The sequence below is a fragment of the Roseivivax halodurans JCM 10272 genome (genome assembly GCF_000521785.1).
In the GTDB taxonomy this organism is placed as follows: domain Bacteria; phylum Pseudomonadota; class Alphaproteobacteria; order Rhodobacterales; family Rhodobacteraceae; genus Roseivivax; species Roseivivax halodurans.
This window is the reverse complement of record NZ_JALZ01000001.1, coordinates 431,857-452,942: the sequence shown is the minus strand read 5'-3', so window position 1 is coordinate 452,942 and position 21,086 is coordinate 431,857. Positions and strand designations below refer to the sequence as shown.

19 protein-coding genes are annotated in these 21,086 nt (G+C 68.0%); 10 read left to right on the top strand and 9 right to left on the bottom strand.

The annotated features are described in order from the left end of the window. Positions 1-63 precede the first annotated feature (63 nt). From OCH239_RS02095 to glmM, 5 genes are all read left to right on the top strand, one after another. Positions 64-2,634 carry a putative PEP-binding protein gene (locus tag OCH239_RS02095; RefSeq protein WP_037258169.1) on the top strand — a complete coding sequence of 857 codons (2,571 nt, stop codon included), beginning with the start codon at positions 64-66 and terminating at the stop codon, positions 2,632-2,634. Between the two features lie 168 nt (positions 2,635-2,802). After that, positions 2,803-3,426, top strand: coding sequence for a cell wall hydrolase (locus tag OCH239_RS02090; RefSeq protein ID WP_037257870.1), 624 nt, complete (start codon positions 2,803-2,805; stop codon positions 3,424-3,426). Between the two features lie 195 nt (positions 3,427-3,621). Then, positions 3,622-4,548 (top strand): dihydroneopterin aldolase, encoded by a 927-nt coding sequence (locus OCH239_RS02085; protein ID WP_037257867.1) that lies wholly within the window; start codon positions 3,622-3,624, stop codon positions 4,546-4,548. A 49-nt stretch (positions 4,549-4,597) separates the two neighbouring features. After that, entirely contained in the window at positions 4,598-5,617 is a 1,020-nt protein-coding gene (folP, locus tag OCH239_RS02080; RefSeq protein ID WP_037257864.1) for a dihydropteroate synthase, read from the top strand. Continuing rightward, positions 5,607-6,950 (top strand): phosphoglucosamine mutase, encoded by a 1,344-nt coding sequence (gene glmM / locus OCH239_RS02075; RefSeq protein ID WP_037257862.1) that lies wholly within the window; start codon positions 5,607-5,609, stop codon positions 6,948-6,950. The genes folP and glmM overlap by 11 nt, the downstream gene beginning before the upstream one ends. 77 nt (positions 6,951-7,027) lie before the next feature. Here glmM and proS read toward each other — a convergent pair whose 3' ends face one another. Beyond that, positions 7,028-8,371: a proline--tRNA ligase gene (gene proS / locus OCH239_RS02070; RefSeq protein WP_037257858.1), complete on the bottom strand. Its 1,344-nt coding sequence runs from the start codon at positions 8,369-8,371 to the stop codon at positions 7,028-7,030. A 276-nt stretch (positions 8,372-8,647) separates the two neighbouring features. On the opposite strand from proS, the gene OCH239_RS02065 reads away from it, so the two are divergent. The 4 genes from OCH239_RS02065 (at position 8,648) to OCH239_RS02050 (ending at position 14,314) form a co-directional block, all read left to right on the top strand. After that, positions 8,648-9,724 carry an AI-2E family transporter gene (locus OCH239_RS02065; protein WP_037257854.1) on the top strand — a complete coding sequence of 359 codons (1,077 nt, stop codon included), beginning with the start codon at positions 8,648-8,650 and terminating at the stop codon, positions 9,722-9,724. After that, positions 9,711-10,418, top strand: a complete 708-nt coding sequence (locus tag OCH239_RS02060) for a P-loop NTPase family protein (RefSeq protein ID WP_244430286.1) — start codon at positions 9,711-9,713, stop codon at positions 10,416-10,418. The genes OCH239_RS02065 and OCH239_RS02060 overlap by 14 nt, the downstream gene beginning before the upstream one ends. Positions 10,419-10,486: 68 nt before the next feature. Beyond that, positions 10,487-12,670, top strand: coding sequence for an RNA degradosome polyphosphate kinase (locus OCH239_RS02055; RefSeq protein ID WP_037258166.1), 2,184 nt, complete (start codon positions 10,487-10,489; stop codon positions 12,668-12,670). 108 nt (positions 12,671-12,778) lie between these two features. Then, positions 12,779-14,314: a Ppx/GppA family phosphatase gene (locus tag OCH239_RS02050; RefSeq protein ID WP_037257848.1), complete on the top strand. Its 1,536-nt coding sequence runs from the start codon at positions 12,779-12,781 to the stop codon at positions 14,312-14,314. Positions 14,315-14,329: 15 nt separating this feature from the next. Here the strand turns inward: OCH239_RS02050 and OCH239_RS02045 are convergent, their stop codons facing one another. Genes OCH239_RS02045 through OCH239_RS02030 form a run of 4 tightly spaced genes read right to left on the bottom strand, consistent with a single transcriptional unit; the run spans position 14,330 to position 16,551 of the window. Further along, complete coding sequence (locus OCH239_RS02045; RefSeq protein WP_037258163.1) at positions 14,330-14,695, bottom strand: hypothetical protein; 366 nt, start codon at positions 14,693-14,695, stop codon at positions 14,330-14,332. Between the two features lie 38 nt (positions 14,696-14,733). After that, positions 14,734-15,417: a molecular chaperone DjiA gene (locus OCH239_RS02040; RefSeq protein WP_037257845.1), complete on the bottom strand. Its 684-nt coding sequence runs from the start codon at positions 15,415-15,417 to the stop codon at positions 14,734-14,736. Between the two features lie 31 nt (positions 15,418-15,448). Then, entirely contained in the window at positions 15,449-15,940 is a 492-nt protein-coding gene (locus tag OCH239_RS02035) for a GNAT family N-acetyltransferase (RefSeq protein WP_037257842.1), read from the bottom strand. Further along, a complete protein-coding gene (locus OCH239_RS02030) occupies positions 15,937-16,551 on the bottom strand; it encodes a VOC family protein (protein ID WP_037257840.1) in 615 nt (204 codons plus the stop codon). Before OCH239_RS02030 ends, OCH239_RS02035 begins: the two co-directional genes overlap by 4 nt. A gap of 560 nt (positions 16,552-17,111) precedes the next feature. On the opposite strand from OCH239_RS02030, the gene OCH239_RS02025 reads away from it, so the two are divergent. Further along, the gene (locus OCH239_RS02025) at positions 17,112-17,795 is read left to right on the top strand and encodes an invasion associated locus B family protein (RefSeq protein ID WP_037257837.1); all 684 of its coding nucleotides are present in this window, start codon (positions 17,112-17,114) and stop codon (positions 17,793-17,795) included. A gap of 55 nt (positions 17,796-17,850) precedes the next feature. Here OCH239_RS02025 and lpxB read toward each other — a convergent pair whose 3' ends face one another. Genes lpxB through fabZ form a run of 4 tightly spaced genes read right to left on the bottom strand, consistent with a single transcriptional unit; the run spans position 17,851 to position 21,057 of the window. Then, a complete protein-coding gene (gene lpxB, locus OCH239_RS02020) occupies positions 17,851-19,017 on the bottom strand; it encodes a lipid-A-disaccharide synthase (protein WP_037257832.1) in 1,167 nt (388 codons plus the stop codon). Further along, positions 19,014-19,799 carry an LpxI family protein gene (locus tag OCH239_RS02015; RefSeq protein WP_037257829.1) on the bottom strand — a complete coding sequence of 262 codons (786 nt, stop codon included), beginning with the start codon at positions 19,797-19,799 and terminating at the stop codon, positions 19,014-19,016. Before OCH239_RS02015 ends, lpxB begins: the two co-directional genes overlap by 4 nt. An 8-nt stretch (positions 19,800-19,807) precedes the next feature. Next, entirely contained in the window at positions 19,808-20,599 is a 792-nt protein-coding gene (gene lpxA, locus OCH239_RS02010) for an acyl-ACP--UDP-N-acetylglucosamine O-acyltransferase (protein WP_211241952.1), read from the bottom strand. Continuing rightward, positions 20,596-21,057 (bottom strand): 3-hydroxyacyl-ACP dehydratase FabZ, encoded by a 462-nt coding sequence (gene fabZ, locus OCH239_RS02005; RefSeq protein ID WP_037257827.1) that lies wholly within the window; start codon positions 21,055-21,057, stop codon positions 20,596-20,598. The genes lpxA and fabZ overlap by 4 nt, the downstream gene beginning before the upstream one ends. Positions 21,058-21,086 lie beyond the last annotated feature (29 nt).

Sequence of the window (21,086 nt, the reverse complement as noted above, 5' to 3'; positions counted from 1 at the left end):
TCGCCGTCCGGCACGAGAGCTTGCCCTTGTATGCAGGCCGCTGAGGCGTATCCTGCGCGCGAGATGGAAGATGCCGCACCGCAGCAACCCGGCGAGACCAGCCGGGACGTGACACTGATAACGCCGACAGCCCCCGTGCAGTCGCCGACCCACGGCGGACGGGCGAAGTGCCTGCAGAGACTCGTGCGTCTCGATCTGCCGGTTCCACGCACCGTGGCCCTGTCATTCGGCGCGGTGAAGGGAATAGCGGCGGAGCGGATGCCGGACGTGGAGGCCCTTCTGGGGGAATTCGCGCCCGACGCCGTGCTCTGCGTCCGGCCCTCCTCCGAGGATCCCGATTGGGGCGGCCCCGGAGCGGTGCTCAATATCGGCATTACCGACGACACCCACGCGTCTCTCGCCGAGCAGATAGGCCGCGCGGCTGCGACAGCCCTCTACACCCGCTTCGTTCACGCCTATGCGGTCGATGTCGCCCGGCTCGATGCCGACGCCTTCGCCGGTATCGAGGCCGAGGGGGAGGAAGGGCTCGCCGCCGCCCTCGCCGCCTACGAGGAAGAAGCGGAAGAGCCGTTTCCGCAGGACCGCGCGGTTCAGCTTTCGCAGGTTCTGCGCTCCATGGCCCGGGCCTGGGAAGGCACGACCGCCCGTATCCTCCGACAGGCAAAGGGAGCGCCTGCCGATGCGGGTCTCGGCCTCGTCGTTCAGGAAATGGCGCTCGGGCTCGGCCACGGCGAATGCGGCTCCGGCGTTCTGCAGCTGGTGAACCAAAGCACCGGCCTGCCCCAGATCACCGGCCGCTACCTCAGCCAGAGCCAGGGACGCGAAGCCCTCGCCAAGGGTGCAGCCTCGCTCTATCTCGAGCGCGATCCGCGGGGCCCCTCGCTCGAAGACCTGGCGCCCGAAGCGTTCTCCGAGCTTCTCTCGCATGCCGCGCTCGCCCGAAAGCGCCTGCGCGCCGAGATGCAGATGGAATTCACCATAGAGAACGGACGGCTCTTCATCCTCGACGGCGTCGTGGTGACGGGAACGTCGCGAGCCGCCGTGCGCATGGCGGTTCGGCTGGCGGAAGACGGCATCATCACCCGCCAGGAAGCGCTCATGCGCGTCGAGCCGCGGGCGCTGTCCGAGCTTCTGCACCGTCAGGTCGACCCCGAGGCCGCGCGCGATCCGATCGGTCGCGGGATCGCCGCATCGCCCGGCGCCGCTTCGGGGCGGATCGTGTTCTCTTCCGCCGAAGCCCAGGCCTCGGCCGCCCGCAACGAGCCCTGCATTCTGGTCCGCCGCGAGACCTCGCCCGAGGACGTGCGCGGAATGCATGCCGCCTCGGCGGTCCTGACCGAACGCGGCGGCATGACGAGCCACGCGGCGGTGATTGGACGGGGCCTCGGGCTTCCTTGCGTCGTCGGCGCGAACCGGATGCGGTTTCACCTGCGCCGGCGCGAGCTCCTCGCGGAGGACGGCCGTCTCTTCCGCGAGGGTGACATCATCACCGTCGACGGGACCAACGGGACCATTCTCTCCGGGGCTCCGGCCATGGTGGAAGCGCTGCTCGACGATTCGTTCCAGACCCTTCTGGCCTGGGCCGATGCGGAGCGCGACATCGGGGTACGCGCCAACGCGGATACGCCGGCGGACGCGCAAACCGCCCGGAACTTCGCCGCCGGGGGAATCGGGCTCTGCCGCACCGAACACATGTTCTTTGAGCCGGGCCGCCTGACGGTCATGCGAGAGATGATCTTTGCGGACGGCCCCGAAGACCGTCGCGCCGCGCTCGACCAGCTTCTGCCGATGCAACGGGCGGACTTCACGGAGCTTTTCCGGATTATGACCGGCCTGCCCGTCTGCATTCGCCTGTTCGATCCGCCCCTCCACGAGTTTCTTCCGACCGACCGCGCAGGTCTGCGCGAGCTTGCCGAAGCGCTCGGGATGGCGGTGTCCGACGTCACCCGCAGGGTGGAACAAATGGGGGAATACAACCCGATGCTGGGCATGCGGGGCGTAAGGCTCGGCCTGACCGTACCGGAGATCTACGACATGCAGGCCCGCGCGATCTTCGAGGCGACGCTCGAGGCCTCGCGCGAGGATGACCCGGTGGTGCCCGAAGTCATGATCCCGCTCGTCTCGACGCCGCGCGAGGTCGAGATCGTGAAGACCCGCATCGACGCCGTGGCGGCGGCGGTGAAGACAGAGCGTGGTCGTGACTTCACCTATCGACTGGGTGTCATGGTCGAAACGCCCCGCGCCTGTCTGCTGGCCGACCAGATCGCGGCGCACGCGCATTTTCTCAGCTTCGGCACGAACGACCTGACGCAGATGACTTATGGTCTATCGCGCGACGATGCCGGCCGTTTCATGTCCGATTATGTTGGGATGGGCGTGTTCGAAGAGGATCCCTTCCACCTCCTCGACCGCGAGGGGGTCGGCGAGTTGTTGCGCATCGGCGTCGCACGTGGTCGTCGGGGCCGAAAGGGAATCACTATGTCGATCTGCGGCGAGCACGGAGGCAACCCGGAGTCCCTCGGGATATGCCGCGATGCGGGATTCGACTATGTCAGCTGTTCTCCGTTCCGCGTGCCGGTGGCGCGGCTCGCCGCCGCACAATTCGCCATCCGGGACAAGATCGAGGCGGGCTGACCGTAATACCTCACAACATATGCGCACGGCAGGAATCCGCTCGGCAATAGGTTGCCTAAACGGAATGCACTTTGTGGACACACGGGGACAAATTTTTTACCCCCTCGCGAACGCAGAGCGGTTTGGGGATGCGCCGCTCCGAAACTCACAACAAAACGAGGTGTGCGAATGTTCCGTGTGCTGTCCAAGGCACTTGCTGCCCTAGTCGTGGCCACCCCGCTCCTGGCGGATACCGATGACTCGAACATGTCCGCTCTGTTCAACCAAGAAGCCCGCGCGCTCAATGCGGCGAGCGCGGCACATCTGCAACGCTTGGTGACGCCGGCGAGCGCCAACGGCAGCAGTGTGAAGGCCATGCGCTACGACACCGCATGGCTGGCAAATCAGTCGATCGAGGCGACCGGTGACGCGTGGCAATGCCTGACGGAGGCCCTGTATTTCGAGGCCCGCGGGGAGACGCTCCGTGGCCAGTTCGCGGTCGCCGAGGTCATCCTCAACCGTGTGGACAGCCCGCGCTACCCGGGCACCGTCTGCGGGGTCGTCAACCAGAGCTGCCAGTTCTCCTACACCTGCGATGGCCATCCGGAATCGATGTCCGAGACGGCAGCGCGCGCGCAGGTCGGCAAGGTGGCCGCCCTGATGCTCGAAGGAGCGCCGCGTGAGCTGACCGAGGGTGCAACGCATTATCACACGGTCGCGGTCAATCCCCGCTGGGCAAGCGAGTTTCCGATGACGACCCAGATCGGCGTGCACCGGTTCTATCGTCAGCCGCTGCAAATCTCGATGAACTGAGACGCAGGGTCTCACCCTCGGGCTCATCGAATTTAGAGGCCCGTCGCCCGGAATTTCGTCGGAATTCCGGGCGACGTCGTTTTCGGCTTGAGTGCGCAGGGTGTCGCCATTCCGCCCCGGCCCGCCGCTATCGGATGGCCCTTGGCCCTGGACCGTGGTTAACGTCGCGCAAATCGCCCCGTCAGGAGCTGCGCCATGGCCTCTGAGATCCGACTAGCCTTTTCCCATCCTTCCGAGCGCAGCGTTGCGACCGCAGGGGACGAACCGCGTGACCGCATCTCGCTGCGCGATCATATCCGCGAAGTCGAGATCGGTGCCTTCCAGGCGGAACGCGGCACAACCCAGCGCATCAACTTCAACGTCGTGGTGGAGGTCCTGCCGTTCACCGGACCGCTCGACGACGATGTCGACCGTATCCTCTCGTACGACCGGGTGACCGAGGCCATCGCTTCGGAGCTTGCCGCGGAGCGGGTCAACCTCCTCGAAACGCTTGCCGAACGCATCGCGGAGCGCATTCTGGTCGAGCCGCAGGCGCTGCGGGCCTTCGTGCGGATCGAGAAGCTCGATCGCGGACCGGGAGCGCTCGGGGTCGAGATCGTCCGCGCCCGCGGGGATCTGGGTGCACAACACGCCGCCCGCGCGGAGGAGCGACCGCATCCCCGCGTCGTCTACCTTGCGAACGAGGCGCTCGATGCGCCGGGTCTTCCGGGCTGGACCGATCTTCTCGAGGCCTCGGGTGCGCCGCTCATCTTCTGCGTCGGCGCGCACGATCTGCCCGTGCCGCAGGCCGGACACGCGCTCGTTCAGCGCCGTATCGACCTCCTCGCGATCGAGCAGAACGGCTGGAGGCTGGCCGCCCGCGATCACCGCGCCAAGGTGGTGGCCACCCGCACGGAGCTCGACTGGGCGATGAAGAACGGACAGGTCTGCATCTGGGCGCCGTCGAAAATCGTGCTCGACGCCACTCAGGGGCCAAAGGGCCCGGCGCGCGATGCCGCCGGACTTGCGGCATGGTTTGCCGAACAACTTTCCGCGCGGGAGCTCATTGTTGTCGGAGCCGGCGCTCCGGCCGGCTGCGACATTCCCGTCCGGCGTCTCGACATCGGCGACAGGCTCGACTGACAGCACTTGCCGGTTGCCTTCGGGGCGCCGCTCGGACATCCCGCGCGGCATGAATGTCTACTTCCGACCGCTGGTCCAGCATGGTCTTGCCCGCCCCGACGACGCCCTGCCGCTTGCCGGGGGAGCGTTGTGGTTCACCCACGCCGAACGTCTTTCGCGAGACGCGGAGCCGGTCGTCGTGCGGGCAACCGAAGTACCGGCGTCGTGGCGGGGCGCATTGACCGTACCGAGAGATCCCGTCGCGGGGCTCGAGATGGATCGAAGTCGGCTCATGGGGATCCTGAACGTCACGCCGGACAGCTTTTCGGATGGCGGCAAGCATGACGGGCGCGATGCCGCCGTGGCGCATGCCTTTGCGATGAGAGAGGCCGGGGCTGACCTCATCGATGTCGGGGGCGAATCCACGCGGCCCGGCTCCGATACCGTTCCTGCGGACGAGGAACTGGAGCGGGTGGCTCCGGTCATCGCCGCGATCACCGGCCCGGACATGCCGCCGGTCTCCATCGACACGCGGAAACGTCCGGTCGCCGAGGCCGCGGTCGAGGCTGGCGCCGCGCTTGTCAACGACGTGTCGGGGCTGACCTTCGATGAGACGCTCCCCGCCTATTGCGCCGAGGCTAGACTGCCAGTCTGCGTGATGCATGCCCAGGGCGATCCCAAGACGATGCAGGATGAGCCCCGCTACGAGAATGTGTTGCTCGACGTCTACGATTGGCTGGCGGAGCGCGTCGAGGCCCTGGAGGCGCAGGGCATTCCGCGCGCCCGCATCGTGATCGATCCCGGCATCGGCTTCGGCAAGACGATTGGCCACAACCTCTCGCTATTGAAAGGAATTTCGCTCTTTCACGGGATCGGGTGCCCTGTCCTTCTCGGTGCATCGCGCAAAGGTTTCATTGGCGTGATCTCGGGCATGCGGGATCCCGCCGCGCGGATGCCGGGCTCTTTGGCCGTAGCGCTTGCCGCGGCCGCGCAGGGGGTGCAGATTCTCCGCATTCATGACGTGGCCGAAACAAGGGCCGCACTCGACCTATGGCAGGCAGTGAGCAGGGGAAATTACGATGGCACGTGAGCTCTTCGGAACCGATGGCGTGCGCGGCACGGCGAACACGTACCCGATGACGGCCGAGGTGGCGCTTGCCATCGGCGCCGCCGCGGGACGCTACTTCCGCCGCGAGCATGGCGGCGTGCACCGCGTGGTAATCGGCAAGGACACGCGGCGCTCGGGTTACATGTTCGAGAACGCCCTCACGGCGGGCCTCACCTCGACGGGCATGAACGTGCTCCTGCTCGGCCCCGTGCCGACGCCGGCGGTGGGTCTTCTGACGCCCTCGATGCGCGCCGATCTCGGCATCATGATCTCGGCCTCGCACAACCCCGCCCGCGACAACGGCATCAAGTTCTTCGGGCCCGACGGCTACAAGCTCTCGGACGAGGCGGAGGCGGAGATCGAGGCGCTGGTCGCTTCCGGCGTCGAGCCGGCCCATGCGGACCGGATCGGCCGCGCCCGGCGGATCGATGACGGGCGCTTCCGATACCAGGAGCGGGTGAAGTCCACCCTGCCCCCGGGCATCCGGCTCGACGGGGTGAAGGTGGTCGTCGATTGCGCCAACGGCGCGGCCTACAAGGCGGCGCCGGAGGTTCTGTGGGAACTCGGCGCCGAGGTCATCCCGGTCGGTGTGCAGCCCAACGGCTTCAACATCAACGAGGAATGCGGATCGACCAAGCCGCGCGTCGCGGCCGAGACGGTGGTCGCGCATTGCGCGGATCTCGGCATCTGCCTCGACGGGGACGCGGACCGGGTGATCCTGATCGACGAGCGCGGCGAGGTCGCGGACGGCGACCAGCTGATGGCGCTGATGGCGACCCGCTGGGCAGCAGAGGAGCGACTTAACGGCGGCACCCTGGTGGCGACGGTGATGTCCAACCTCGGGCTCGAGAAGCACCTTGCGGGCGCCGGCCTGACGCTCGAGCGGACCGGGGTGGGCGACCGCTATGTGGTGGAGGCCATGCGCCGGGGCGGCTGGAATCTCGGGGGCGAGCAATCGGGCCACATCGTGATGACCGATTTCGCGACGACGGGCGACGGGCTGATGGCGGGCCTTCAGTTCCTTGCGGAGATGGTGCGCACGGGCGAGCCTGCGAGCCGCCTCACGCATGTCTTCGAGCCGGTGCCGCAGCTGCTGAAGAACGTGCGTTATGCCCCCGGGCGCGCGCCGCTCGAAGCCGCGAACGTGCAGGAGACGATCCGGGCCGCAGAAGCGCAGATGGGTTCGAAGGGGCGCGTCCTCATCCGCAAGTCGGGCACCGAGCCGCTGATCCGGGTGATGGCGGAATGCGAGGATGAACGGCTGCTGAGCGAAGTCGTCAACGGCATCGTCGCCGAGGTGGAATCCGCTGCTTGAGCAGCGCCTAATCGTCTACGAAAGATAGGAAATCAGTATTGCGGCGGGGCGTGGGGTCCCGCCGCAAGAGCAGACGATCAGAGCTTGCCGGCGTAGATCTGCGCGACCTTCGTGACGGCCTGATCTGGGGTCAGCTCCTCGCTCTCGCCGGTGCGGCGCGAGGTCAGCTCGACGACGCCGTTCTTGAGGCCGCGGGGGCCGACGGTGATGCGCCAGGGCAGACCGATGAGGTCCATTGTGGCGAACTTGGCCCCTGCCCGCTCGGAGCGGTCGTCGTAGAGCGGCTCGAGACCGGCCTCGACGACGGCGTTGTAGAGCTGCTCGCAGGCGAGGTCCGCGGCCTCGTCACCCTGTTTGAGGTTCACGATGCCGACGTGGAAGGGCGTCACGCCCTCGGGCCAGATGATGCCGTTGTCGTCGTGGTTGGCCTCGATGATGGCGCCCAGAAGACGCGAGACACCGATCCCGTGAGAGCCCATGTGGACCGGGACGTGGTTGCCCTGGTCGTCGACGACCGTGGCGCCCATTGGCTCGGAATACTTTGTTCCGAAATAGAAAATCTGGCCGACCTCGATGCCGCGGGCACGGCGGCGGCGCTCTTCCGGGACCTGCTCTTCGAACTCGGTATCGACATGGGTGTCGTCGGTGCGGGCGTAGCGCGAGGTGAATTCCTCGAGCACGGCCTGGCATTCTTCACGGCTCTCGTAGTCGATCTTGCGCTCGCCAAAGGTCAGCTCGGTGATCTCGGAATCGTAGAAGACTTCGGACTCGCCGGTCTCGGCCAGCACCAGGAATTCGTGGGTGTCGTCGCCGCCGATGGGGCCGCTCTCGGCGCGCATCGGGATCGCCTGAAGGCCCATGCGCTCGTAGGTGCGCAGGTAAGAGACGAGATGCCGGTTGTAGGCGTGCATCGCGTCTTCGTACGTCAAATCAAAGTTGTAGCCGTCCTTCATCAGGAACTCGCGGCCGCGCATGACGCCGAAGCGGGGGCGCACCTCGTCGCGGAACTTCCACTGGATGTGGTAGAGCGTCATCGGCAGTTCGCGGTAGCTTGAGACGTGGCTGCGAAAGATGTCGGTGATCATCTCCTCGTTGGTGGGACCGTAGAGAAGGTCGCGGTCCTGGCGGTCGCGCACACGCAGCATCTCGGGGCCGTAAGCGTCGTAACGCCCTGATTCCCGCCAGAGATCCGCCGATTGCAGGGTCGGCATCAGCATCGGGATATGGCCGGCCTTCTGCTGCTCCTCGTGCACGATCTGCTCGATCCGGCGCAGCACGCGGTAGCCGAGCGGCAGCCAGGAATAGATGCCTGCGGAGGCCTGCTTGATCATGCCGGCGCGCAGCATCAGCCGGTGCGAGGCGATCTGGGCCTCGGACGGCGTTTCCTTGAGGACGGGCAGGAAGTAGCGGCTGAGGCGCATGAAGGTCCCTCGACTGGTGTGTTGGGGCCGATGTAGGCGAAACGCGCGGCCACATGCAATGCGCCGCGATCCGATCGGCGGGGGCGGACTTTCGTACGAAACGTAAGAATCCGGCGCCAAAACGTACCGAATTTGCGTCGTCTCGGCGATGTCGGCCAGAACTCGCGGCGCTCGGTCGCCGGTGCGTGCGGGCCGAGTGACGCAATTGCGCCCGAAGCGCTTGCAAGGCGCTGCGTCCTTCCGCAGAAGAGCAGGAGGAGCCCAAGGGAAGGACACATGAAGTTGCCCGTCCGCGAACAGCTGAAATATTGGGGCATCGGCGCGCTGGTGCTGATCGTGTTGCTGTGGTTCCTCGGTAACGTGCTCCTGCCCTTCGTGCTCGGGGCGGCGATCGCCTACCTGCTCGATCCGGTGGCGGACCGGCTGGAGAGGGCTGGCGCGTCGCGCGGGCTGGCCACGGCGATCATCACGATCGGGGCGGTGCTGCTCTTCATCCTGATCGCCGTGCTCGTGATCCCGACCCTCTTCCGGCAGACGACCCAGCTCATCCAGGTGGCGCCGGAGCTTTTCCAGAACGTGCAGGGCTGGCTCTCGCAACAATTCCCGCAGGTGCAGTTCGACGACGAGGCCTTCCGCGAGGCGATGACCAATCTCGGCGAGGCGCTGCGGAGCCGTGCCGGCGAGCTGATCCAGACGGCGCTGACGAGTGCGGCGTCCTTCGTGTCGATCCTGCTGCTCTTCGTCATCGTGCCGGTCGTCGCCGTCTACCTGCTGATGGACTGGGACCGGATGGTTGCCCGCATCGACGAGTTGCTGCCGCGCCAGCACGCGCCGACGATCCGGCAGCTCGCGCGCGACATCGACCACACGCTCGCGGGCTTCATCCGCGGTATGGGCACGGTCTGCGTGATCCTCGGCACCTATTACGCGGTGGCGCTCATGGTGGTGGGGCTGCAGTTCGGCCTTGTCGTGGGCGTGATCGCCGGCCTGCTGACCTTCATCCCTTACGTCGGAGCGATCGTGGGCGGTGCGCTGGCGATCGGGCTCGCGCTCTTCCAGTTCTGGGGCGACTGGATCTGGATCATCGCGGTCGCGGTGATCTTCCAGATCGGACAGGTGATCGAGGGCAACGTGCTGACGCCGAAGCTCGTGGGCGATTCGGTCGGTCTGCACCCGGTGTGGCTGCTGCTCGCCATGTCGGTCTTCGGCACGCTCTTCGGCTTTGTCGGGCTCCTGGTGGCGGTGCCGGTCGCGGCGGCGCTCGGCGTCGTGATGCGCTTCCTCGTCGCGCAATACAAATCCTCCCGCCTCTACACCGGCAGTTCGGGCGGAGGCGGCGATGGGACAGCATAGGATGCGGGCCGCGGAGCAGCTCATCCTCGACCTGCCGGTCCGACCCGCGCTCGGGCGCGGGGATTTCTTCGTGACCGAGGCCAACGCCATGGCGGTCGCGCAGATCGACGCGTGGCGGCACTGGAGCGGGAACAAGTTCATGCTCGTCGGCCCCAAGGGCTCGGGCAAGACGCATCTCGCCCATGTCTGGCAGCGCGAGAGCGAGGGCGACGTCGTCGGCGCGGAGACATTGGCGCACGCGGACATCCCGGCGCTCGCCGCGCGCCCGGTCTGCGTCGAGAACGTCGACAGGATCGCGGGGGATGGCGCCGGGGAGGATGCGCTCTTTCACCTGCACAACCTCGCGCTCTCGGAAGGTCATGCGCTGCTCATGACGGCGCAGGTGCCGCCGGCGCGTCTCGGGCTCGCCCTGCCCGATCTGCGCAGCCGGCTTATGGGCACGCAATTCGCGCAGCTCGAACTGCCGGACGACGTGCTGCTGTCGGCGGTGCTGGCCAAGCTCTTCGACGACCGGCAGCTGACGCCGGATGCGCGGGTCATCAACTATCTCGTTCCGCGGATGCGGCGCAGCTTCGACACCGCGCAGCGGCTGGTCGCGGCGATCGACGGCGCGGCGCTGGCCCGGCGGCGGCCGATCACGCTCGCCATCGCCCGCGACTGTCTCGACCGAATGACCCCGGAGGGCGAGACATGACGCTAGGTGACGCGAAGGGCCGTGCGAAGGGTCACGAAACTGTCACGGGCGGCCGCAATAAGGCGGGCATGACGCATGACGCAAACTTCCTGCAGGCTCCCTTTGCCGCGCCTGTCGAGATGCCCGACCTCGACCCGAACGGCCCCGGACGCTTCTTCAATCGCGAACTGAGCTGGCTCGGCTTCAACTGGCGCGTCCTCGAGGAGGCGGAGAACCCGCGGGTTCCGCTGCTCGAACGGGTGCGGTTCCTGTCGATCTCGGCCAGCAATCTCGACGAGTTCTACAACGTGCGCGTCGCGGGCCTGCGGGAGCTTACGCAGGCGGGCAACACGACGCCGGCCGCGGACGGGCTGACGCCGGCGCAGCAGCTGCGCGAGATCGATGCCCGCGCGCGGGAGCTCATGCATTCGCAGCAGCGGGTTCTGGGCGAATTGCGCGAGCTGATGGAGGCCGAGGGCATCCATATCTGCGAGCGGGACAAGCTCACCGAGGCCGACCGCGATCACCTGCGCGAGACCTTCATCGAGCAGATCTTTCCGGTCCTGTCGCCGCTTGCGATCGATCCCGCGCATCCCTTCCCGTTCATCGCCAATCTCGGCTACTGCCTCGCGCTGCAGCTCGAGCAGAAGGCGTCGGGCGGCAAGGCGCTGCAAGCGCTGCTGCCGATCCCGCAGCAGATCGACCGCTTCGTGGCGCTGCCCGCGGAGGACGGCCAGCACCGCTTCATCTTCCTCGAGGACGTGCTGCTTCTGCATATCGCCGCGCTCTTTCCGGGCTACCGGGTCAAGGACCATTTCGGCTTCCGGGTTCTGCGCGACAGCGATCTCGAACTCGAGGAAGAGGCCGAGGATCTCGTGCGCGAATTCGAGGTGGCGCTGAAGCGCCGCCGCCGCGGTGAGGTTGTGCGGACGACCATTTCGGCGGGCGCGCCCGAGGGGCTCAAGCAGATCGTCATGCGCGAGCTGCATGTGCGCGACGACGAGATCGTCGAGCTCGACGGGATGGTGGGCGTCGTCGACACCAAGGAGCTGGTGCTCGACGCGCGGCCCGATTTGCTCTGGCCGAATTACACGCCGCGGGTGCCGGAACGGGTGCAGGATCACGACGGCGACATGTTCGCGGCGATCCGCCAGAAGGACATGCTGCTGCACCACCCCTACGAGACCTTCGACATGGTGATCCGCTTCCTGACCCAGGCGGCGCAGGATCCCGACGTGCTGGCGATCAAGAACACGCTCTACCGGACCTCGAAGAACTCTCCGATCGTCGATGCGCTCTGCGAGGCAGCGGAGGACGGCAAGTCGGTCACCGCGCTCGTGGAGCTGAAAGCGCGGTTCGACGAGGCCGCCAACATCCGCCAGTCTCGGCGGCTGGAGCGCGCGGGCGCCCACGTTGTCTACGGATTCCTCGAGTGGAAGACCCACGCCAAGATCGCCACGGTGGTGCGCCGCGAGGGCGACAAGCTGGTGACCTACACCCATTGGGGCACCGGCAACTACCACCCGATCACCGCGCGGTTCTACACCGACCTGTCCTTCTTCACCTGCGATGCGCAGCTTGGGCGCGATGCGGCGAAGGTCTTCAACTACCTGTCGGGCTATGCCCATCCCGAGGGGCTCGAGAACATTTCCATCTCGCCGCATTCGCTGAAGCCGAAGCTGATCGAGATGCTCGAGCGCGAGGCCGGGCATGCCGCGAAGGGCCGTCCGGCGCATGTCTGGGCCAAGATGAACTCGCTGATCGAGCCCGGGATCATCGACGCGCTCTACAAGGCGAGCCAGGCGGGCGTGAAAATCGAGCTCGTTGTGCGCGGCATCTGCGGGCTGCGGCCTGGGGTGAAGGGGCTGTCGGAGAACATCCGGGTGAAGTCCATCGTGGGGCGGTTCCTCGAACATTCGCGCATCGTCTGCTTCGGCGACGGGCACGGGCTGCCGCACCGGAAGGCGCGGGTCTTCATCTCGTCGGCGGACTGGATGGGGCGGAACCTCAACCGGCGGGTCGAGCATCTGGTCGAGATCAAGAACGACACGGTGAAGGCGCAGATCGTCAGCCAGATCATGGCGGCGAACCTGGCCGACGTGGCGCAGAGCTGGGTCATGCAGCCCGACGGGCATTTCGTGCGCAAGCCGGTGCCGGAGGGCGAGTTTGCCTTCAACTGCCACCGGTTCTTCATGGAAAACCCGTCGCTCTCGGGGCGCGGATCGGCCGGCGCGGCGGACGTGCCGACGCTGACTCACGGCGCCGACGAGTGAGGGGATGCCCTGACGTCGGATCGGCGCCGACCGTCCTGCGCGCTTGACCCCCTCGCGCGGTCTTGCGAGACATCGCGGGCAAGGACCTGGGATACGGGGTAGGACGACATGGACGGGGACGCGGATCACGCCGAGTGGGCTCCGTTCGAGAAACCGCTGTTTCACGATCCCAAGGCCCGCGCTCTGGCGCGCGTCGGCGTGGTCGATATCGGGTCGAACTCGGTCCGGCTGGTGGTGTTCGACGGGGCGGCGCGCTCGCCCGCCTATTTCTACAACGAGAAGATCATGTGCGGGCTCGGCAGCGGCATGTCCGAGACCGGCCGGCTCGATCCCGAGGGGCGCAGGCGGGCCCTGTCGGCCCTGAAGCGCTTCGCCCTGCTCGCGAAGGGCATGGGCATCGCCCCGCTGACCGCGGTCGCGACGGCGGCGGTGCGCGACGCCGAGGACGGGCCGGAGTTCCGCGCGGAGGTCCTTCGCGAGGCCGGGCTTCAGATCCACGTCATCGACGGTGAGGAAGAGGCGCGGCTCTCGGCGCAGGGCGTTCTGCTCGGCTGGCCGGGCAGCTACGGGCTCGTCTGCGACATCGGCGGCTCGTCGATGGAGCTGGCCGCGATCTCGAGGGGCGAGGTCGGACGGCGGGTGTCGTCGCCGCTCGGTCCGCTCAAGCTGAGGGACATGGAGTCCAAGAAGGCGCGCGAGAAGCACATCAAGGACGTGGTCGAGGGCCTCGCCGAAAAGCTCGGCACGCAGAGAGACCGGCTGTTTCTCGTGGGCGGCTCGTGGCGTGCCATCGCGCGGATCGACATGGAACGGCAGAACTATCCGCTGCATGTCCTGCACGAATACCGGATGGATGCCGACGCGGTGATGGAGACCGCAAAGTTCATCGAGGAGGCGGATCTCGAGGCGCTGCGGAAGCAATGCTCCCTCTCCTCGTCGCGCATGGCGCTCGTGCCCTACGCGGTCGAGGTGCTGAAGCGGCTGGTGCAGCAGTTCAAGCCCGCCGATATCGCGATCTCGAGCTACGGGATCCGCGAGGGCCTGCTCTACGAGCAGATGCCGCAGGATCTGCGCGACCGAGATCCGCTGATCGAATCGTGCCGCTTCGCCGAGGCGAAGGACGCGCGGCTGCCAGGTTTCGGCAAGCGGCTCTTCAAGTTCGTGCGCCCGCTCTTTCCCGAGGCGGGGCCGGCGCGGATGCGGCTCGTGAAGGCGGCGTGCCTGCTGCACGACGTCAGCTGGCGGGCGCATCCCGATTACCGTGCCGAGACCTGTTTCGACAACGCGACCCGCGCCAATCTCGGCGGGCTCAAGCATGCCGAGCGGATCTTTCTCGGGCTCGCTCTGCTGCACCGCTACCGCAACAAGCGCGAGGGTTCGCGGTTCGAGAACCTGCATGCGCTCATCGGGCCGGAGGAGACGCGGGAGGCCGAGATCCTGGGCAAGGCGATGCGCTTCGGAGCGATGCTGTGGATGTCGGAACACAGCCAGGCCGGCGCGAGCCTCGACTGGGATCCGCTGGAGAAGACGCTGCGGCTCGACCTGACCTCGGATGCGGAGGCTCTGTTCGGCGAGGTGGCCGAGGCGCGGTTCAACTCGCTGGCAAGCTCCCTCGATGCCAGAAGCGAGGTGCGCCGGATCTGAGGCGCGGGCGGGAGGTCAGATGTCGACCTCGCCCTCCGGCGCCTCTTCGGGATCGAGCTTTTCCTTACGGCGCATGATGATGTCGCCGTTCGGCAGCATCTCGGGCGGGTGATAGACGGACCAGTCCTCGACCTCCTCGAGGATGCCCTTGAGCGCCGGGCCCATCTCGGCGAGAAAATCCCGCATTGCCGGTTCGACGCCCTCGGCGAAGTTGCGGAAATCGCGCATGGCCGGGCCCATCTCCTCGAGGATGCCGCGGAAGAAGAGCTCCGCCCCGCGTTCCATGAGACCGAAGCCGCGCTCGTCCTCGGCCTCCTGCGCCGGGAGCGGCGCGGCGGCGAGCGAGAGGGCGCAGGCGGCGGCGAGGAACGTGCGTGTCATGGCCCGAAGATAGGTGACGATCGGCCCCGCGCAAAGGCTCAGGCGGCGTGACGGGCCGAGATGTCCTCCCACGCCTCGTTGATCGCGACGAGGCGCTTCTCGGACATCTTGACCGCTTCCTCGGGCAGGCCGCGGGCGATCATCCGGTCGGGATGGCTGTCGCGCACGAGCCCGCGCCAGACCCGCCGGATCTCGGTCAGCGGCATGTCCGGATCGACGCCGAGCACGGCGTAGGGATCGGGCACGGCGCCCGGCACGTAGCGCGAGCGGATGGCGCGGAAGCGGGTCTCGTCCAGATCAAAGATGCGTGCCACCGTCTCGAGGAACTCGTCCTCGGCCGGATGGAAGCCGCCATCCGCCAGAGCGATGTGGAAGAGCCCCTCCATGAGATCGCAGAGCACGTCGGTCTGGTCGCCGAACATGCGCTTGATCCGGCGGGCATATTCCTCGTAGCCCGCGACGTCCTGCCGGGCGAGGTTGAAGACGCGGGCGGCGCCCGCCTCGTCCTCGGGCGCGATGTGAAAGACCTCGCGGAAGGCGGTCACCTCGGCGCGGGTCACGAGCCCGTCGGCCTTGGCCATCTTGGCCGAGAGCGCGATGACGGCGATGGCGAACGCGACGGAGCGTTCGGGCGGCGTGCGCAGGCGATCGAAAACGGCCCCGAGGCCTTCTCCGCCCGCAAGCGCCGCGAGCGCCTCGGATATTCTGGTCCAGATCGACATGGGGGGAGTGTAGGGCAACCACCGCCCGGTGTCAGGCCGAAGCGGTCAGCATTTTCTGCATCAGCACAAGATCGATCCATCGGTCGAACTTCCAGCCCGCGCTGGGGATGCGGCCGACCTGCGTGAAGCCGAGCGCGGCGTGGAAATCGATGCCCTGCGCGTTCTCGGCGCTGATCGCTCCGACGAGCGAGCCGGCCCCTTGCGGAACGAGGCATTGCGTCAGCGCCTCCATCAGCGCGCGCCCCTGCCCCTGGCCGCGCGCTCCGGGCGCGAGGAGGATCGTGTGTTCGAAGGTCCGGACGTAGCCGCTGCCCGACCGGAACGGCGCGCAGGTGGCATAACCGGTCACCTCGCCGCCGGTCTCGGCCACGAAGAACGTCTCGCGCCGCGCGGCGATGTAGGCGCGCATGGACCGCCGCGTCCGCAGCGTGCTGGAGAACGTGATCGTCGTCTCGGCGATGATCGGGTTGGCGATGGCGACGAGCGCGTCGGCGTCGCTCTGTTCGGCGGGACGGATGATCACTGCAGGATACGCTCCCGCCCGCCATTCGAGAGGCGCGCGCGCAGGGCCGGGACGGGCTCGGTCAGGAAGGCAATCCGCGGGTCGGCAAGGTGCGGGCCAAGGAGCTCCGCCAGCTCGGCGGCTTGCGGATGGGCCACCGTGAGCTCGTCCAGCGCCCAGCCCGTCGGCGCGAGCGCGTTGCCGGGGGGAACCGGGCTCTGCCATTCGATGAGGGCCGGGAAGAGCCCGTCGAAGGGCAGCCGGCCGTCTTCGGGCACGAGCATCGTCCAGCGCAGCGCGCCGCGCGACAGCTCCACCGGTTCGCCCGCCATCGGCAGCGCGGCGCGGGCGGCGGCGATATCGGGCACCCGGCAGATCCATTTGTCGAGCCGCGCCGGCCCGGCGAAGGTGTCGAGCCCGAACCAGCGCGGGGCGGCGGGCGGCGGTGCGCCGGGATCGGCGGCGATGGCCTCGAGATAGAGGCTGCCGTCGAGCCCGACCACGCGGTTGTGCGTTGCATATCTGGCGTGCTTGCCGCCAGGCTCCATCGGCTGGCCGAGCGCGGCCTCCGCGTGAGCGGTCGCCTCTTCGAGGGACTCGGCCGCGACGGCCAGATGATCGAGTGTCAGCATTCGGTCCGCAGCCATGTCACCTTCACAATCTCGCGATAGCCTGACTGCACTCAGATAGGCTTGCGCGCAGAAAGGCGACGGGCGCGCGGCATATTTTTACGCTCTTGCCGCCTGTGATGGAGCGCGCGCGCCGCTTACAACCGGTGCGAGAAGGAATTGTTAACGGGTCGATGTCATGGATGTCCCCGTCCGGTCCCCATGTCCTCTCCGGGGTCCGGGCAGACTTCCTCCCTGTCAGACTGGCCGCGTCCACGGGCGCGGTCTTTTTTTTGCGCGTCCGGGCGGACGGCGGAATATTGCCTGTTGACCGAAGGAAAAGCGCATCGTAGCGTCGCGTGCAATGATGAAGCCGGCCGGTCCGGCAGGGAGATAGCGGCACCGCAACACGGGCCGTACGATGGAAAGGAGCCTCGACGAGGCTCCTTTTTTAATGCGCCGCGGCAACTTGCGGGCCCTCGGCGGACCTGCCCGGGCGGCAGGTGAAACCACCCCCTGACAGCCCCTGCCCCCCGTGATATGCGCGGCCGAGACGTATGTGACGAGACCGCTCGGAGGAGCTCATGACGATCAGACTGACCCACCTTTCGCTCATCGCCGCGCTGGCTGCAGCGCCCGCGTTTGCCCAGGACGACCAGGGCGAGGCGACCGAAGGCGAGACGACCACGGAGGCGCCGGAAACCGAGGCGCCCGCGGCCGAGAGCGGTGGAGAGACCGCCGATACCGGCCAGGACGGCAACCCGATGGGGCTGTCGGGCGGAGAGCCGGTGGGACCCGAAGCCTTCGTGAAGTCCGAAGAGGGCGCCTGGCAGGTCCAGTGCGTGCGCTTCCCGGACGGCGAGGAAGGCGATTGCCGCCTCTACCAGCTGCTCGAGGCGGGCGACGGACAGCCGCTGGCCGAGGCTCTGGTGTTCAAGCTTCCCGACGGCATGAACTTTGCCGCCGGCATGAACGTGGTGGTGCCGCTCGAGACGCTGCTGACCGAGCGCCTGACGCTTGCGGTCGATGGCGGCCAGGCGAAGCGCTACGAGTTCACCACCTGCCGTCAGGACGGCTGCGTTGCGCGGTTCGGCCTGACGAATGCGGAGCTGAACCAGCTGAAGGCCGGTGTCGCGGCGCGGATCTCGATCGTGCCGGTGCGCGCGCCGGATCAGCAGGTGAGCGCGGAGATGTCGCTGTCGGGCTTCACGGCGGGCTTCGACAGCCTCGAGGCGACGCCCCTGCCCGCGCAGCAGCCGCAGCAGTAAGCGGTCTTCTCCGGTATGCCGAAAGGGCCTCCGCGGCGATCCGCGGGGGCCTTTTCTATGGGCGGGTCTTGAGGCCGTCGAGCACGGCGGCGGCGGCGCGGTCGCCCTGCGCCGGGCCGTCGCGGCCGAGACGCTGCATGGTGAGCTCCATCGCCTGCGCCTGACGTTCGGGCGCGCCCAGCACCGACAGGAGCGCGGGCGCGATGCGATCGGGGCGGCAGGACTTGCCGATGAATTCCGGGATCGTGCGGCTTTCGGCGACGAGGTTCACGAGCGTGACGGTGTCGGTGCGCAGGAGCCGGCCGATGATCTGGCGCGAGAGCCAACTCATGTCGTAGGCGATGACCATCGGCGTCGCGGCGGCGGCGAGTTCGAGCGAGACGGTGCCCGAGGCGGCGAGCGCGACGTCGGCGGCGCCGAAGGCGGCGCGCTTGGTGTCGAGCGCCGCATCGCCGAGCGCGCGCGGGTCGAGGACGACCGGATCGCCGGGCCAGCCTGCGGCGAGATCCGCCACGGTTTGAGCCACAGCGGGCGCGGCGGGGATGACGAAGCGGATCTCGGGACGGGCGGCGTGGACGCGGCGGGCGACCTCGCCGAAGACCGGGCCGAGGCGGGCGACCTCGCCGCGGCGCGACCCCGGCAGGATCAGCGCGAGGGGCGCGTCGCCAATGCCGTGGCTCTCGCGGAAGGCGCGGATCGCCTCGGGGCCTGCGACCGGCTCGCTGACGACGGGATGACCGACGAAGTCGCAGCGCATGCCGGCGGCTTCCATGTAGGGCGGCTCGAACGGCAGGAGCGCGAGCACCTGGTCGATATGCGGCGCCATCTTGGCGGCGCGGCCGGGGCGCCAGGCCCAGACGGTGGGCGCGACGTAATGCACGATGCGCAGCTGCGGCGCCTTCTCCTTGATCTGCGCGGCGACGCGGAGCGAGAATTCCGGCAGGTCGACGGTGATCACGACGTCGGGGGCGTCCGCGATGGCGGCCTCGGAGGTCTGGCGGATACGGCGCTTGAGCGAGCGATATTGCGAGAGGATCTCGCCGATGCCCATGATCGAGATCTCGTCCATGGGGAAGATCGAGTTGAGGCCCTCCGCCTCCATCAGCGGGCCGCCGATGCCGGTGAAGGTGATCTCCTCGCCGGCCTGCGCCTTGAGGCCGGCCATGAGCGCGGCGCCGAGGCGGTCGCCGGAGGGCTCGCCCGCGGTGATGAAGACCTTCATTCCGATGTCCTTTTGCGCACCCAGAGCCAGAGGCCTGCCTGGTCGAGGCGCCGGATGACCTCGGCGCGGTCGAGCACGATGACGCCGCCCGCCTCGATCACGATGCCGCGGAGGCCGGCGCGGATCGCGCCGGACGCCGTCTCGGGGCCGATGGTGGGCAGGTCGGCGCGCCGGTCCTGATCGGGTTTGGGGGCCTTGTAGAGCACGCCGCCGCGTGCGTCCGGCCCGAGGCCTCGCAGCATGGCGTCGGTGCCGCTGTCGTCCTCGCGGGCGATGACGCCGCCGCCGAGGATAACGCAGGCCTGGCCGAGATCGGCGCGGCCCATCTCGGCGATCACGCCGTCGCCGAGGCGTGCCTCGGCCCGGGCGTCGGGTTGTACCGTGGTGGGCGCGCCTGCGGGCGGAAGGAGGTCCGGTGCGGCCTCGTGGGCGGCGATCACGGTGAAGCCGCGCTCCTCGAAGAGCGCGATGATGCTGCGCAGGGCGCCGTCGTCGCCACGGGTCAGCGCGCGGCGGATGCGCGGCACGAGGAGAAGCGTGCGCCAATCGAAGGCGGAGGGGCGGATCGTCGGGCGGTCGACGCCGCCGCAAAGGCAGATCCGGCTGATGCCGCGGCGCCGAAGCGTCTCCATGAGCCCGCCGAGGCGCTCGATCCGGAAGGTCAGGTCCGGGGTCAGGCCCTCGGGCCGGTGGCCGTCGAGGGCGCAGACGAGCGGCGGCTCGGGCTGGGCCTCGGCCACCGCGCGCGGCAGGCGGCCCCGTCCGGCGATGAGCGCGAGCATGGCCCGCCTCAGCCCGGGGTCAGGAAATGGCGGTCGCTGCCGGCGAGAACGAAGGCCACGATCTCGCGGACGTAATCGCTCTGGGTCTCGTCGCCGAGGCGGCGGGCGCGGTCGGCGAAGGCGCCCTCGCCCTGCGCGAGCATCTGGAACGCGGCGCGGAGCGCGGTGATGTCGGCGCGGGAGACGCCGCGGCGCTTGAGGCCGACGAGGTTGAGCCCGTCGAGCTTGCCGCGGGGGGCCTGCACGAGGCCGAAGGGGATGACGTCGTTGGTGACCATGGTGACCGCGCCGATGATCGCGCCGCGGCCGATCCGCACCCATTGGTGCACGCCCGAGAGGCCGCCGACGATCACCTCGTCCTCGAGCACGCAATGGCCGGCGACGGCGGAGTTGTTGACGAGAATGACGTGGTTGCCGATGCGCACGTCGTGCGCGACGTGACAGCCTGCCATGAAGAGCCCGTCGTCGCCGACCGAGGTGAGGCCGCCGCCACCCTCGGTGCCGCAATTCATCGTCACGTGCTCGCGGATGCGGTTGCGCTTGCCGATCACGAGGCGGGTCTTCTCGCCGCGGAACTTGAGGTCCTGCGGCACCTCGCCGATGACGGCGAAGGAGAAGATCATCGTCCCCTCGCCGATCTCGGTGTCGCCGGTGACGACGACGTGGCTTTTCAGAATGCAGCCCTCGCCGAGGCGCACCTGCGGGCCGATATGGCAGAACGGGCCGATCTCGCAGCCGGGGCCGATCACGGCGCCGTCCTCGACCACCGCGCTTGGGTGGATGACTGGAGCGGTGCTCACGCCTTGAGATCCATCATGGCGGTGAATTCCGCCTCGCAGGCCATCTCTCCGTCCACCTCGGCGCGGCCCGAGAATTTCCAGACCTTGCCGCCGGGCTTGCCGCGGACGGTCTCGAGCGTCATGCGCAGCTGGTCGCCGGGGACGACCTTGCGGCGGAACTTGCAGTTGTCGATGCCCATGAAGTAGATGAGCACCCCCTTGTCGGCGAGCTCCATGGTCACGCCGACCATCACGGCGGAGGTCTGGGCCATTGCCTCGACGATGGTGACGCCGGGCATGATCGGCAGGCCCGGGAAGTGTCCCTGGAAGTGCGGCTCGTTCATGGTGACGTTCTTGATGCCGACCGCGCGTGCCGTGCCGTCGATCTCCTCGACCCGGTCCACGAGCAGGAACGGGTAGCGATGCGGAAGGATCCGCTGGATGAGCTGGATGTCGGCACTGGCTAGCGTATCGGTCATGGGCGGTCCTTCGGGATGAATTCCGCCAA